Here is a 14,785-nt window from a genome sequence, read left to right as displayed (position 1 = left end):
AAACACTTTATAAATGCATTTATAATAATATTAAGACTTATGCAGATGTTTATTCATAGTCATTATTTATAGATATAGGCAAATGATGATACATAAAGATACCTTCATCAGTAGAATGAATATATTTAAATTTGTTAATAATTGTTATAGCTGTTAGATAAATATCAATCAAACAATACCCGATGTGTATGCTTGATATAAATATAATAGAAGAGTAAGCAAAGTGATAAAATGAAAGCATTAACCCTATTGTAATGATCACTAATGGCGCAAGCATGACTGCACAAAATTGCCATTTATTAAAGTATTTAGATGACAAATAAATGAGCAAAATTCCATTTTTATATTTAAATTGTGGTTTCTGTCCTTTAGAAAAGATAAAAAATAAATACTTATGTATTAATTCGTGAATAATTAATACTCCAATAAAACCAAGTATTCCATAAATGACATTTGTCAAAAAACGTTGTTCAATAATATCAACATAATTAATTGCCCACTTATATGTAACTAAAATTGCAAATAACATCATAACAACTTGAATGGTAAGTAATTTTGATATTTTGATTCGATTGTGTGATAAATCAATTTTGTGCATCTGTCAACCTCCACCCATTTCGCTAAAACTCTTCCATAGTATACATGTAGAAGTGTTAGAATGAAAGCGATTATACATAACTTAAACCCTTTGTAATCTTATTTTAATAAACTTCTCCTCATTTACTTTAATTTAATTACAATGTTTTTCTTTCGAATAAGGCCACAGTTTCAATATGTGTTGTATGTGGAAACATATCGACTGGTGTTATTTCTTTTAAATAATATAGATTAGCTAAAAGCTGAGCATCTCTTTGTTGTGTTGAAGGATTACATGAAATATAGATAATACGTTTAGGGGCTAACTCTAATAATGTTTCTATAAAGACTTGATCGCATCCTTTTCGTGGAGGATCGACCATGATAACATCAGGTTCTATTCCTTTTTGTTTCCATTCAATTATCACTTCTTCTGCTTTACCACATTCGAACGTTGTATTATCAAAATGATTAATTAAAGCATTTTGTTTGGCATCTTGAATGGCTGATGGCACAATTTCGACACCATATACATGTTTAGCCACTGGTGCCATGTAAAGCCCAATCGTTCCTATACCACAATATGTATCTAAAACAATTTCATTTCCACTTAATTGAGCATAGTCGATAGCTTTCTGATATAATTTTTCTGTTTGAACAGAATTAATTTGATAAAACGATTGATCACTAATTTCAAAAATAGTTTCACTTAACTGATCTGTAATTTTATCTTTTCCATATAAAGTCATCGATTGCTTACCCATTATGACATTTGAATGTGAATTATTAATATTTTGTTTAATACTTGTTATGTTAGGATATACCTCTGTTAGTCTATGTACTAGGGTTTCAGCTTCTTTAAATTTAGAACCATTTGTTACAAATATAATCATAACTTCATTTGTATAATGACTTGTTCGAATGACTACATGACGTAATAACCCTTTTTTATTTTTTTCATTATAAATGCTTACATTCAATTCATTTAACCACTGTTTTATATCATTCATTAGTTCTTGTTGTTTTTCATCTTGAATTAAACAACTATCCATATCAATGATGTCATGACTTCTTTGACGGTAATATCCCATTATCGTTTTATTATTTTTATCTTTACCTACAGGAAGCTGGGATTTATTTCTATATCGCCATGGATAATCCATACCAATAGTATCATGAATCACTGTTTCCTCTAATTTCGCCTTTTTATGAAATAAATTCACAACTTGTTGTTTTTTCATTTTTAGCTGAGATTCATAAGACATATGTTGTAACTGGCATCCTCCACATTTCTCATAATATATACAAGGAGGTATTACTCTTTGCTCACTTTGTTTTAGTACTTTTATTAGTTTACCAATAGCAAAGTTTTTCTTTACTTTAATTACCTTAAATTCTACTTCTTCATCAATTAACACATTAGGAACAAAAATAGGATAACGATCTAATTTAATCACACCATGTCCTTCATGTGTTAAATCGATCACTTTTCCTTTTATTACATCATTTTTATTAATCATCACAATTATTTTTTCACTCCATATGAAAAAGAGGTACGTATAACTTCTTATCTTTTCAAACCCGAAATTATAGATAACCTCTTTTTAACTTCTTATTTCATTTTCCCTAATCCGTTTATTTCTTAAATACTTTAATTATTTTCTGAGAGCTCACTATTATAAATATCTTTAGGCGTACAAACTTCAATATGCTGTTTTAAATTTAAAAAGTTTGCAGGTAATTTACCACCATATTCCCCATCTACATTTAATTGCATATCTGTAAATGATGAAATATTAATTGATTTTGCTTTTTTATATATTACTTTAGGATGTTTGGTATGTTCACCTCTAGAAGCTAATGTCATGATATGGCCTAATTCAGCTAAGTTTGCTTTCTCAACGATAATTAAAGTATAATACCCATCGTCTAACTTAGCATCAGGTACGAGTTTTTCAAAGCCTGCCATTGAATTGGTAAGTCCTAGTAAGAATAACAGTGCTTCCCCTTGGAATACTTCATTATCATATTCAATTCTCAAATCGACTGCCTTCATTTGCGGCAACATTTCGAACCCTTTTATATAATAAGCAAAAGGTCCAACAATAGATTTTAAGCGACTAGGTGTTTCATAGGATACTTGCGTGAGCTTACCTCCAGCAGCTAAATTTATAAAATATCGGTTATTCATTTTTCCGATATCTACTTTTGTCGTATGACCCTTAATAATAACATCTACTGCACCCATAATATCATTTGGTAAATGTAAAGCTCTTCCAAAATCATTCACTGTACCCATAGGTATAATACCTAATTTAGGTCTATTGGGTTGTTCAGCAATTCCATTTACAACTTCATTTAAAGTGCCATCACCACCAGCGGCTATAATAATATCATAGTTTTGTTCAAGTGCACGTTCCGCTTCAAGTGTAGCATCTCCTTCTCGTTCAGTTGCATAAGCACTTGTTTCATAACCTGCACGTTCTAATTTTATTAAAACATCTGGTAAAGTACGTTTAAATAGCTCCTTTCCAGAAGTTGGATTATAAATGATTCTTGCTCGTTTTCTCATAAGTTATCCCTCTACTTTTTTTTACATAACACTATATTAAATGATTTATGAATGAGTTAAAAGTATTTATACCAATTCTTTTAAATTTTTGTGGGCATCATTTGTTGTAAGAAACTAACCGAAGTAAAGCATATCTCATTCTTTTGACACTAGGAACAAACTAAATACTGTGCTTATCTATCCTATTGAAATCCAATAGCTTTTTCTCTAGAAATACGAATAAAAAACTGTTCACAATCTTAAACACTTTGTGAACAGTTTAGCTTAAACTTATATTTAATACCTCATATGAGATGAGCTATTATCTTTTATCCAATTCTTGTTTTAATAATTGATTAACTTTTTGAGGATTAGCTTGACCTTTTGAAGCTTTCATAATTTGACCCACTAAGAAGCCCATAGCTTTACCTTTACCATTTTTATAATCTTCAACAGATTGTGGATTATTATCTAAAGCTTCATTAACAAATTTTAATAATGTAGCTTCATCTGAGATTTGAACTAAACCTTTATCTTCCATAATTTGTTTAGCATCTCCACCATTTTCAGCTAATTCTGGGAATACTTTTTTGGCAATTTTACTACTCATTGTTCCATCTTCGATAAGCTTAATCATTCCAGCAAGATTTTCAGGAGTTAATTTTGTATCTTCTAAATCTACTTGATTTTTATTAAGATATTCATTAACGCCACCCATTAACCAGTTAGATGTTAGTTTAACATCTGCGCCATGTTCAATCGCACCTTCAAAGAAATCAGACATTTCTTTAGTAAGCGTTAATACGTGCGCATCATATTCAGGTAAGCCTAATTCATTAACATATTTAGCTTTACGTTCGTCAGGCAATTCTGGAATGGTTTGTCGCACACGTTCTTTCCACTCATCATCGACATATAAAGGTACAATATCTGGTTCTGGGAAGTAACGATAATCATCAGAACCTTCTTTAACACGCATTAAAATAGTTTTACCCGTTGATTCATCAAAACGACGTGTTTCTTGACCAATCGTACCACCGTTTAATAATTCTTCTTCTTGACGTTTTTCTTCATATTCTAAACCTTTTCTCACGTAGTTAAATGAGTTTAGGTTTTTTAATTCAGTTTTAGTACCGAATTCTTTTTGACCGTAAGGACGTAATGAAATATTAGCATCACAACGTAGTGAACCTTCTTCCATTTTACAATCAGATACACCAGTATATTGGATAATTGAACGTAATTTTTCTAAATAAGCATATGCCTCTTTAGGAGAACGAATATCTGGTTCAGATACAATCTCTATTAATGGTGTACCTTGACGGTTTAAGTCTACTAAAGAGTAACCATCTTTATGAGTTGATTTACCTGCGTCTTCTTCCATATGAAGACGAGTAATACCAATACGTTTCGTTTCACCATCAACTTCAATATCAATATATCCATTTTCACCGATTGGTTGATCAAATTGAGAAATTTGATATGCTTTCGGATTATCTGGATAAAAATAGTTTTTGCGATCAAATTTAGAATTTGTAGCAATATCCATATTTAGAGCCATTGACGCACGCATCGCCCAATCTACTGCTCTTCTATTTACAACAGGTAAGACACCCGGATAAGCTAAATCAATAACATTAGTGTTTGAGTTAGGTTCAGCCCCAAAATGTGCTGGTGATGGAGAGAACATTTTTGAGTCTGTTTTTAATTCAACGTGAACTTCAAGTCCGATAACTGTTTCAAAATGCATTATTTCCACTCCTTATAATTTTTCGTATGCGTCGTGTAAGTTAAATTGTGTTTCATATTGATATGCCACACGATATAATGTTTTCTCATCAAATGGTTTACCAATAAATTGTAAACCGATTGGACGTCCGTTTGATTGGCCACATGGCACAGAAATACCAGGTAAACCAGCTAAGTTAACAGGCGTAGTTAATAAGTCATTTGCATACATTGTTAAAGGATCATCAATTTCTTCGCCTAAATTAAACGCCGTTGTTGGAGCTGTAGGCCCTACAACAACATCATAATTTTCGAATACTTTATCGAAGTCATTTTTAATTAATGTTCTAACTTTTTGAGATTTATTATAAAATGCATCATAATAACCAGAACTTAATGCGAATGTACCTAAGAAGATACGACGTTTAACTTCGTCTCCAAAGCCTTCCGAACGAGACATTTTGTATAATTCTTCTAACGTTTGCGCTTCTTTTGAATGGTAGCCATAACGAATACCATCGAAACGTGCTAAGTTTGCAGATGCTTCAGATGATGCAATTACATAATAAGAAGGAATACCATATTTAGTATTTGGTAATGACACTTCATCAACTTCTGCACCAAGTGACTTTAATGTTTCTACTGCTTGTTTTACAGAAGTTTTTACTTCCTCGTTAACACCTTCTCCTAAGTATTCTTTAGGAAGTGCAATTTTAAGACCTTTGATGTCTTTACCAATTTCAGAAGTAAAATCAACATCTTCAACCGGTGCACTTGTAGAGTCATTTTTGTCTACGCCTGCAATTGCTTCTAATACCATCGCATTGTCTTTAACATTACGAGTAATTGGTCCAATTTGATCTAATGAAGATGCAAAAGCAACTAAACCAAAACGTGATACACGGCCATATGTAGGTTTCATACCTACTACACCACAATATGCAGCTGGTTGTCTGATTGATCCACCAGTATCAGAACCTAAACTAAATGGTACTAATCCTGCTGCCACTGCTGCAGCTGAACCTCCAGAAGATCCCCCTGGCACTGCTTGATGATCAAATGGATTTACAGTTTTTTTGAAATAAGATGTTTCGGTAGAACCACCCATTGCAAATTCATCCATATTTAATTTACCAATTAACACTGCGTTTTCTTGATGTAATTTATTCATCACTGTTGATTCATAAATCGGTACAAAACCTTCTAACATTTTACTTGCACAAGTTGTTTCGACATCTTTAGTAATAATATTATCTTTAATTCCCATTGGGATTCCAAATAATTTACCTTCAAATTGATCTTTAGCTTGTAACTCATCTAATTCTTTAGCTTTTTTAATTGCATTTTCTTTATCTAAAGCTAAAAATGATTTAATTGTTGGATCTGTTTCTTCAATAGCATCATAAATATCTTTAACTACTTCAGAAGGTTTAATTTCTTTATTCTTAATCATTTCTGAAAGTGTTTCAACAGATTCATAGCGAATACTCATCTTAAGCGTCCTCCTCATTCATGATAGCTGGTACTTTAAATTGACCGTCTTCTGTTTCTTTCGCATTTTTTAATGCAAGTTCTTGAGGAATACCCTCGATTGCTTTATCATCACGTAACACATTTTGTAAATCTAAGACATGATATGTTGGTTCCACACCTTCAGTATCTGCTGAATCGTTTTGTTTTGCAAAATCTAAGATACTTTCAAGTGTATTAGCCATTTCTTCAGTTTCTTCAGGAGAAATTTGAAGTCTTGCTAAATGTGCTATATGTTCAACTTCTTCGCGTGTAACTTTAGTCATTATTAAAAAAGCCTCCTTATTACTCATTCATCATAAAATTGTATCAAATTTTCAGTTAAAAATCTAAATATTTATTATGATAATCGGTGTATTAACTATTCTTAGCAAAGTTAAGAATTAAAACAACTTTCTTATGTAACTCATTTACATAGTTACCTATAAATATACATTAATTTCTATTAATAATTTATTAATATTAACGTTATATAATAAAATGAATTATTTTTTATCTATACTCTAATTCTTGTTAACGCTTATAATTACATTAAAATAAACTGTTATTTATAGATAAAATTTTACTTCTCTAATCTATAAATATCATTGTATAATATTACACGTAACTAATTTAAAAATCGTCACTTCTTTTTTTCAGTACAATGTTGTTGAAAAACATAAATTTAAAAGTTTTAAAGGGGGTAATTACAATGTTTGTATTAGGTGTAAATTTAGGCACTCATGCTAACACAAACTGACAGACTTATATTATGATTGCAATCTATTTTATTATTCTGCTAGTGATTGGTTACTATGGTTATAAACAGGCAACCGGCAATTTAAGTGAGTATATGTTAGGTGGGAGGAATATAGGCCCATATATTACTGCTTTATCAGCCGGTGCTTCAGATATGAGTGGTTGGATGATTATGGGACTTCCAGGGTCTGTTTATAGCACAGGTTTATCGACAATATGGATTACAATTGGTTTAACTATTGGCGCCTATGTTAACTATCTCGTTGTTGCACCAAGGCTTAGAGTATATACAGAAGTTGCTGGAGATGCAATTACGCTCCCTGATTTTTTCAAAAACCGTCTTAATGATAAACATAGTATCATTAAAATTATTTCTGGTCTTATTATTGTTATTTTTTTCACTTTATATACTCACTCTGGCTTTGTTTCTGGAGGTAAATTATTCGAAAGCGCATTTGGATTAAATTATCATTTGGGACTTATTTCAGTCGCAATTATCGTTATTTTATATACCTTTTTCGGAGGATATTTAGCTGTTTCTATTACTGACTTTTTCCAAGGGGTTATCATGCTTATCGCAATGGTAATGGTACCAATAGTTGCTTTGATACAACTTAGTGGATGGGATACATTCCATCAAGTAGCTGAAATGAAACCAACTAATATGGATTTATTTAGAGGTACTACTTTTTTAGGTATGATTTCATTATTTGCATGGGGATTAGGTTATTTTGGTCAGCCTCATATTATTGTACGATTTATGTCTATTAAATCTCACAAACTTTTACCTAAAGCACGACGCTTAGGAATAAGTTGGATGACTGTAGGTTTACTTGGAGCTGTGGGTGTAGGGTTAACTGGAATTGCTTTTATTTCGAAAAATCACATTAAAATGGACGATCCAGAAACATTATTTATTATCATGAGCCAAGTTCTTTTCCATCCTTTAGTAGGTGGATTCTTACTTGCTGCTATCCTAGCTGCTATTATGAGTACAATTTCTTCACAATTATTAGTGACTTCAAGCTCACTTACAGAAGATTTCTATAAGCTCATTCGCGGTGAAGAACATGCTCAATCACATCAAAAAGAATTTGTACTGGTAGGCAGATTGTCTGTGTTAGCTGTAGCCATTGTAGCTCTTGCTATTGCATGGTCTCCTAATGACACCATATTAAACCTAGTCGGAAATGCTTGGGCAGGTTTTGGTGCAGCATTTAGCCCACTTGTTCTTTTTTCTTTATATTGGAAAAAACTAACACGTGAGGGTGCGATAAGTGGTATGATTGCTGGAGCTCTCGTAGTCATTATTTGGATTGTCTGGGTTAAACCACTTGCTAATATTAATGAACTATTTGGCATGTATGAAATTATACCTGGTTTTATTAGTAGTGTAATCGTTACATACCTTGTTAGCATCTTCACCTATAAATCAGACTATTCTATTGAACAACAGTTAAATCAAGTTAAAACAATTGTTCGCGAAAAATAAATTAATTTATTGAAAATTAAAAAGAGGCTGCGACACGACGTGTCACAACCTCTTTTTAATTAATTACTATAAATATGGACTTGTGGGTCTTTGTCATCTTTTGTTTTACTAATAAGTGCTCTTGAATTGTTACCATCTTTTATACGAATTTCGTAACTATCTATATTATCAAAATATTTCTTAGCTTGTTCTGTTACATATTGTGTAATTCCTATTGTTTCAGCTTGACCATAGTAATCGATTGGCAAATCAATCACTAGTCTATTAGGTTTCTTATCTACAAATTTCACTTTTCCAATTGCTTGAGTAAAATTAGAAAAATAAGATTGAAGATCGTCATTAAATTGTTTAAAGTTATTATTTAGATTTTTGTCATATTTTTCTGCTTCTGTTGAAGGTAAAAGTGCTGAAATCTCATCAATTTTATTCCATTTATTAATTTTAGTTTGTTTATCATCAACAATCGTATTAGCAATAAAGTGTCCTGGCGTAATTGCATCTTGACTCGATTGAACATATATTGCAAAGTGAATTGGAATATTTTTCAAATCTTTATTTGCTCTAAGGCGTGTAAGTAACTCTTGAGCCATTGCTTTACCTTGTTTTTCAATTTCTTTATTATCTAGCGATTTGCTATATGTTTCTCCATCTTTTTCTTTTTGATAATAATAGACACTATTCATAGCAAGACCAATTGTTATGCCTTTAATTTTTTTTCCTTTTGTATCATTTGTATCATAAAAATCTTGTTCTAAGATATTAGATAAATAAGCAGGAGAGCTTTCTGCTATTTTTTCTGGTTTAGTTTCTCCATCATGTGATGGATTAAGACCTAAATTTTCAGTAGCTTTTTTTGATTCTTTTTCACTTTCACTCATGTGATCAATTTCGTCTTTAGAATACTTGGGATTTAAATATGCGTTAACTGTATTTTTGTCTAAATACTGCCCATCTTGATATAAAAAATTATCAGTTGGAAATACAGACTTACTTAGATGTAATAAACCATTTTCGAAATCTTCACCATTATAGCTATTAGCCATATTATCTTGTAATACTCCACGAGCTTGGCTTTCTTTAAATGGTAAGATTGTACGATAATTATCTCCTTGAACTTCTTGATCAGTGGCAACTGTTTTTACATTATTTGAATTTTGTTCTTGTTGCTTATTATTTGACTGACTATTTTTATCATTCCCATTGCCACACGCTGTCAATATCATAAGCGACGTTATAACTAATAATAATAACCGCTTCATTACGTTCTCCTCTATTCTGCTATTTCATTTTGTTTTTCAATAAATTGTGATTCGGACCATATTTCTGTACCAAATTGTTCAGCTTTAGACAATTTTGAGCCAGCATCTTCACCAGCTATTACTAAATCTGTACTTTTAGTTACACTACTTGTTACTTTAGCACCTTGCATTTCTAACCATGTTGTTGCTTCTTTACGTGTCATTTGTTGTAATTTTCCAGTAAGAACAATAGTCTTATTTTGAAATTCCGGATGTCCTTCAATTTCAGAGGATTTAACACCTTTATATATCATGTTGACATTTTTATCTTTTAATTTTTCAATAAGTGCTTTAATATCCTCATTATCTAGATACGTTACTACAGATTGTGCTAATTTATCTCCAATATCATGGATCGCTACCAGTTCTTCTTCTGTTACTTTAAGTAAACGATCCATGGTTTCAAATTTCTCTGCTAAAATTTGACTTGCTTTGGCGCCAAGATGTCGTATACCTAAACCAAATAATAAATGTTCTAAAGAATTTTGTTTTGCATGTTCGATAGCGCTTAATAAGTTTTCTACTTTTTTTGTGCCCATTCGTTCTAAAGGCAATAAATCTTCTTTAGTTAAATAAAAAATGTCACCTACATCTTTAATAAGCTGATGATGATACAGTTGCTGAATGATTTTATTTCCTAGTCCGTCTATATTCATCGCTTGTCGAGAAACAAAATGAATCAATCCTTCCACAAGTTGCGCTTGGCATTTTGGATTGATACATCTAAGCGCAACCTCTCCTTCAATACGCACTAATTCATGACCACAACTTGGACAATGCGTTGGCATATGGTATGGTTTTGCATCATTTGGACGACGGTCAATAATACTTCTTACGACTTCAGGAATAATATCTCCAGCCTTTTTCACTATAACGCTATCACCGATTCTAATATCACGTTCTTTAATTAAATCTTCATTATGAAGTGATGCTCTTGAAACTGTAGTACCCGCAACACGAATAGGTTCTAAAATGGCTGTCGGTGTAACGACGCCAGTACGTCCTATACTTAATTCAATATCTTTAAGTTCTGTGACAACCTCTTCAGCTGGAAACTTATAAGCGATTGCCCAACGTGGAGATTTTTGAGTAAATCCCATTTCGTCTTGTTGATCAAGATCATTCACTTTAATAACAATTCCATCAATATCATAAGATAGCTGTTCACGTTGTTTAGTCCACTTTTTAATATATTCTAGTACACCCTCTATATCTTCTACGCGTGCACGTTCATGATTAGTTTTAAACCCTAAACGATCTAATTCATCTAATGCATCACTTTGAGTAGTAGCGCTAAAATCTGTAAAATCATTTACACTATATAAAAAGACACTTAGTTTACGTTTAGCAGCTAATTTAGGATCTAATTGTCTTAAAGAACCTGCTGCTGCATTACGTGGATTAGCAAATGGTTGTTCTTCATTTTTTTCTCTCTCATCATTCAATCTCATAAAGGAACGACGTGGCATATATGCTTCTCCACGAACTTCAACATTTAAAGGTTCTTTAATTTTAAGAGGAATCGCATGAATAGTACGTAGATTTTCTGTAATATCTTCTCCTGTGGTCCCATCTCCTCGCGTTAATCCCTGCACAAATCGTCCATCTTCATATTTTAAAGAAACTGCTAAACCATCAATTTTTAGCTCACACATATATTCCACGTTACCAATATGTTCTCGAATACGTTCATCAAAACGTCTTAGTTCTTCCTCATTAAAAGCATTACCTAAACTAAGCATAGGTGTTTCGTGATTTACTTTTTCAAATGATGATTGAGCTTCTCCACCAACCCTAACTGTTGGAGAATCGTCAGTTTTTAGTTCAGGATGTGCATTTTCAATATCAATTAATTCACGTAATAATTTATCATATTCACTATCAGGTACAGAAGGATTATCTTTCACATAATATTCGTAACTATATTGATTTAATAAATCATGCAGTTCATTGACACGATTTTGAATGTTATCCATTTACTAATCCTCCTTTTTTTCGATAGGCGCAAATTGAGCTAATAAACGCTTAGGACCTTCAGATTTAAATATAATATCTAATTCAACAGAGCCATTTTTTTCACTTACATTGCTCACCATACCTTCGCCCCATGATTTATGTGTCACTTTATCTCCTACCTTCCAATCTGAAGCAGATACTTGTTTTTTAGTAGAAGTCGTACGTTTACTAAAACCACGTTTTGACGGTGTAGTTGACTTAGAAGTGATTGTTTGTCGTTTTGATTTTGCTGGTGTTTCTAATAATTCTTCAGGGATTTCTTTTAAGAAGCGTGATGGTAGATTTGCTTGTGAACGTCCAAATAACATACGAGAAGTCGCATGTGTAATATATAACACTTCTTCTGCACGTGTAATGGCTACATAACAAATTCGTCTTTCTTCTTCCATCTCATGGTCATCATCACTTTTAATTGCTCTAATATGAGGGAAAAGTGATTCTTCCATACCCATTATGAATACAATTGGGAACTCTAATCCTTTTGCAGAATGCATGGTCATTAACGTTACACCACTATCAATTTGTGCTTCGTCAATATCTGCGACAAGTGATAAATCAGTTAAAAAGTTAATCAATGATTGTTCTTCTAAAGGTGTATCTTTTTCATAGTCTTTAGGTACAGACATAAATTCATCAATATTTTCAAGACGACTACGTGATTCAATTGTTTGTTCACGTTCTAACATTTGACGATAACCTGATTTTTCAAGTATTTCCTCAACAATCTCACTAATTTCTAAAAATTCTTGTTCTTTAATTAAGTTTTGAACCATTTCATAAAATTGTATACATTCTTGAGTTACTTTTTTAGAGAGCCCTATAAAATCCACTTCTCCTAATGCATCAAACATACTAATATTGTTATCTAGTGCATATCGTTGAATTTTATCAACTGATGATGGCCCTATCCCTCTTTTAGGAACATTAATAATTCTTTGAAGACTAATATCATCATTACTATTTGCCACTATTCTTAAATAACTTAACAGGTCTTTGATTTCTTTACGATCATAGAACTTTTGGCCACCAACCATCGTATAAGGAATATTTGATTTCATAAATGTTTCTTCTAACACACGTGATTGTGCATTTGTTCGATACAAAATTGCCATATCATTATAGTCTTTTCCAGACTTACGATGTTTAATAATTTCACGAACTACATATTCTGCTTCGTCACGTTCAGTCATCGCTTCATAATATTTAATCTTTTCTCCACCATTATTTGCGGTCCATAACCCTTTAGGTTTCCGTTCAGTATTATGTTTAATCACTTCATTTGCAGCTGTTAAAATGGTTTTTGTTGATCGATAATTTTGTTCTAGGAAAATAGTCTTTGCTTCAGGATAGTCTTCCTCGAAAGATAGTATATTTTGAATATCTGCACCACGCCATCCATATATTGATTGATCAGAATCACCTACAACACATAAATTTTTAAATTTACTTGCAAGTAATTTAACAAGTGTATATTGTGCTTTATTTGTATCTTGATACTCATCTACGTGGATGTATTGAAATTTATTTTGATAGTATTCTAATGCATCTGGTACACGTTCAAATAAACGAATCGTTTTCATGATTAAATCATCAAAATCCAATGCTTCATTTCTAGATAGTTGACGTTGGTATCCACTATATACTGTTGCAACCATTTGTGAATGAAAATCATTTGCTTCTTTCATCGCATCTTCGGGCGTTTTCAATTCATTTTTTAAATTACTGATGGCACCAACAAACATTCTCGGTTCAAAACGTTTACTATCAATATTTTCATTTTTAAGTACATCTTTAATTACAGATTTTTGATCAGTTGGGTCAATAATGGTAAAGTTGCGTTCAATGCCAATACGATCTGCATCTCTTCTTAAAATCTTTACACACATTGAATGGAATGTTGACATCCAAATCACTTGAGCTTCTTCACCAACCAAGTGTTCCACACGCTCTTTCATTTCTTTTGCAGCTTTATTAGTAAACGTAATAGCTAAAATGTTATACGGAGAAACATCTTTTTCATCTAATAAGTAGGCTATGCGGTGTGTTAACACCCTTGTTTTACCTGACCCTGCGCCAGCCATGATAAGCAAAGGACCTTCTGTCGTTCTAACTGCTTCACTTTGTTCTTTATTCATATTACTTACTAGAGCATTCATTATTTCGACTCCTTCTTTATTTTTACAGTTTTTAAAGCTTTTTTAATATCTGAGTATATAATATTACCTACAATAATTGTATCGGCATAATTTTTCATTTCTTTAGCTTCAGTTAAAGAACTAATACCACCACCATAAAATAATTGTGTATGGGTTAACATTTGGGAAGTGGCTTTTACGATATCTTTATCTCCATATGTACCACTATATTCTAAATACAAAATTGGCAACTTATACATTTCTTCAACGAGTTGAGCATAAGCTTCAATATCTTCAACATCTAACTGAGTATTTGATTGCGTAAGTTTGGCTACTTTACTATCTGGATTAAGAACGACATACCCTTCAAGCATCACTTCTTCAAAATTAATCATATGACCATATTGTTTTAATGCTTTATGAAGCAAACCATTATGGTATGTCACATCATTACTATTTAATATTGAGGGTATAAAATAAAAGTCAAAGCCAGGCATTACGCTATCTAAATTTGAAACCTCTAGTACTAAAGGTAATGGATATCTTCTAACTCTACTCATAAGATGAATGACATTATCTTCAGTTACATCGTCTGTCCCACCAATCATGATGGCATCAGTATCTGACATACATAAGGCTTCTAAATTTTCGTCGCTAATCTCTTTGGCAGAATCAAGTTTAAATACATGCTGCCACTTTCTAATGTCATACATTATCCATA

The 14,785-nt window shown here is 31.9% G+C and carries 11 protein-coding genes; 1 reads left to right on the top strand and 10 read right to left on the bottom strand.

Going from position 1 to position 14,785, the window contains the following annotated elements; all coding sequences use genetic code 11:
• Window positions 1-49: 49 nt before the first annotated feature.
• The 6 genes from NST64_RS04535 to gatC all read right to left on the bottom strand — a co-directional run bounded on the left by NST64_RS04535 (window position 50) and on the right by gatC (window position 6,651).
• A complete protein-coding gene (locus NST64_RS04535) occupies window positions 50-598 on the bottom strand; it encodes a DUF3267 domain-containing protein (protein WP_002488057.1) in 549 nt (182 codons plus the stop codon).
• Between the two features lie 136 nt (window positions 599-734).
• Window positions 735-2,096 (bottom strand): 23S rRNA (uracil(1939)-C(5))-methyltransferase RlmD, encoded by a 1,362-nt coding sequence (gene rlmD / locus NST64_RS04530; RefSeq protein WP_039984324.1) that lies wholly within the window; start codon window positions 2,094-2,096, stop codon window positions 735-737.
• Between the two features lie 131 nt (window positions 2,097-2,227).
• Window positions 2,228-3,148 (bottom strand): diacylglycerol kinase, encoded by a 921-nt coding sequence (locus NST64_RS04525; protein ID WP_002450025.1) that lies wholly within the window; start codon window positions 3,146-3,148, stop codon window positions 2,228-2,230.
• A 301-nt stretch (window positions 3,149-3,449) separates the two neighbouring features.
• On the bottom strand, window positions 3,450-4,877 hold the full coding sequence (gatB, locus tag NST64_RS04520) for an Asp-tRNA(Asn)/Glu-tRNA(Gln) amidotransferase subunit GatB (RefSeq protein ID WP_017175240.1): 1,428 nt from the start codon (window positions 4,875-4,877) through the stop codon (window positions 3,450-3,452).
• A gap of 12 nt (window positions 4,878-4,889) precedes the next feature.
• Window positions 4,890-6,347 carry an Asp-tRNA(Asn)/Glu-tRNA(Gln) amidotransferase subunit GatA gene (gene gatA / locus NST64_RS04515; protein ID WP_002450043.1) on the bottom strand — a complete coding sequence of 486 codons (1,458 nt, stop codon included), beginning with the start codon at window positions 6,345-6,347 and terminating at the stop codon, window positions 4,890-4,892.
• A 1-nt stretch (window position 6,348) separates the two neighbouring features.
• Window positions 6,349-6,651: an Asp-tRNA(Asn)/Glu-tRNA(Gln) amidotransferase subunit GatC gene (gene gatC, locus NST64_RS04510; RefSeq protein WP_002450027.1), complete on the bottom strand. Its 303-nt coding sequence runs from the start codon at window positions 6,649-6,651 to the stop codon at window positions 6,349-6,351.
• A gap of 485 nt (window positions 6,652-7,136) precedes the next feature.
• Between gatC and putP the strand changes: the two genes are divergently transcribed.
• On the top strand, window positions 7,137-8,615 hold the full coding sequence (gene putP / locus NST64_RS04505; protein ID WP_107632335.1) for a sodium/proline symporter PutP: 1,479 nt from the start codon (window positions 7,137-7,139) through the stop codon (window positions 8,613-8,615).
• 59 nt (window positions 8,616-8,674) lie between these two features.
• Here the strand turns inward: putP and NST64_RS04500 are convergent, their stop codons facing one another.
• Genes NST64_RS04500 through NST64_RS04485 form a run of 4 tightly spaced genes read right to left on the bottom strand, consistent with a single transcriptional unit; the run spans window position 8,675 to window position 14,777 of the window.
• Window positions 8,675-9,874: a CamS family sex pheromone protein gene (locus NST64_RS04500; protein ID WP_049417644.1), complete on the bottom strand. Its 1,200-nt coding sequence runs from the start codon at window positions 9,872-9,874 to the stop codon at window positions 8,675-8,677.
• A gap of 11 nt (window positions 9,875-9,885) precedes the next feature.
• Window positions 9,886-11,889, bottom strand: coding sequence for an NAD-dependent DNA ligase LigA (gene ligA, locus NST64_RS04495; RefSeq protein WP_002450088.1), 2,004 nt, complete (start codon window positions 11,887-11,889; stop codon window positions 9,886-9,888).
• Between the two features lie 3 nt (window positions 11,890-11,892).
• A complete protein-coding gene (pcrA, locus tag NST64_RS04490; protein WP_002450038.1) occupies window positions 11,893-14,085 on the bottom strand; it encodes a DNA helicase PcrA in 2,193 nt (730 codons plus the stop codon).
• Entirely contained in the window at window positions 14,085-14,777 is a 693-nt protein-coding gene (locus NST64_RS04485) for a heptaprenylglyceryl phosphate synthase (RefSeq protein ID WP_002450036.1), read from the bottom strand. Before NST64_RS04485 ends, pcrA begins: the two co-directional genes overlap by 1 nt.
• Window positions 14,778-14,785: the final 8 nt, after the last annotated feature.

The sequence above is a fragment of the Staphylococcus sp. FSL W8-1268 genome (genome assembly GCF_038003965.1).
In the GTDB taxonomy this organism is placed as follows: domain Bacteria; phylum Bacillota; class Bacilli; order Staphylococcales; family Staphylococcaceae; genus Staphylococcus; species Staphylococcus hominis.
This window is presented reverse-complemented; position numbering and strand designations above follow the sequence as displayed.

Bases quoted from the DNA above. Each gene is read 5' to 3' on its own strand.
- gatA (WP_002450043.1), bottom strand. From the start codon at position 6,347: ATGAGTATTCGCTATGAATCTGTTGAAACACTTTCAGAAATGATTAAG.
- rlmD (WP_039984324.1), bottom strand. From the start codon at position 2,096: ATGATTAATAAAAATGATGTAATAAAAGGAAAAGTGATCGATTTAACA.
- NST64_RS04535 (WP_002488057.1), bottom strand. From the start codon at position 598: ATGCACAAAATTGATTTATCACACAATCGAATCAAAATATCAAAATTA.
- pcrA (WP_002450038.1), bottom strand. From the start codon at position 14,085: ATGAATGCTCTAGTAAGTAATATGAATAAAGAACAAAGTGAAGCAGTT.
- ligA (WP_002450088.1), bottom strand. From the start codon at position 11,889: ATGGATAACATTCAAAATCGTGTCAATGAACTGCATGATTTATTAAAT.
- NST64_RS04500 (WP_049417644.1), bottom strand. From the start codon at position 9,874: ATGAAGCGGTTATTATTATTAGTTATAACGTCGCTTATGATATTGACA.
- NST64_RS04525 (WP_002450025.1), bottom strand. From the start codon at position 3,148: ATGAGAAAACGAGCAAGAATCATTTATAATCCAACTTCTGGAAAGGAG.
- gatC (WP_002450027.1), bottom strand. From the start codon at position 6,651: ATGACTAAAGTTACACGCGAAGAAGTTGAACATATAGCACATTTAGCA.
- NST64_RS04485 (WP_002450036.1), bottom strand. From the start codon at position 14,777: ATGTATGACATTAGAAAGTGGCAGCATGTATTTAAACTTGATTCTGCC.
- putP (WP_107632335.1), top strand. From the start codon at position 7,137: ATGATTGCAATCTATTTTATTATTCTGCTAGTGATTGGTTACTATGGT.
- gatB (WP_017175240.1), bottom strand. From the start codon at position 4,877: ATGCATTTTGAAACAGTTATCGGACTTGAAGTTCACGTTGAATTAAAA.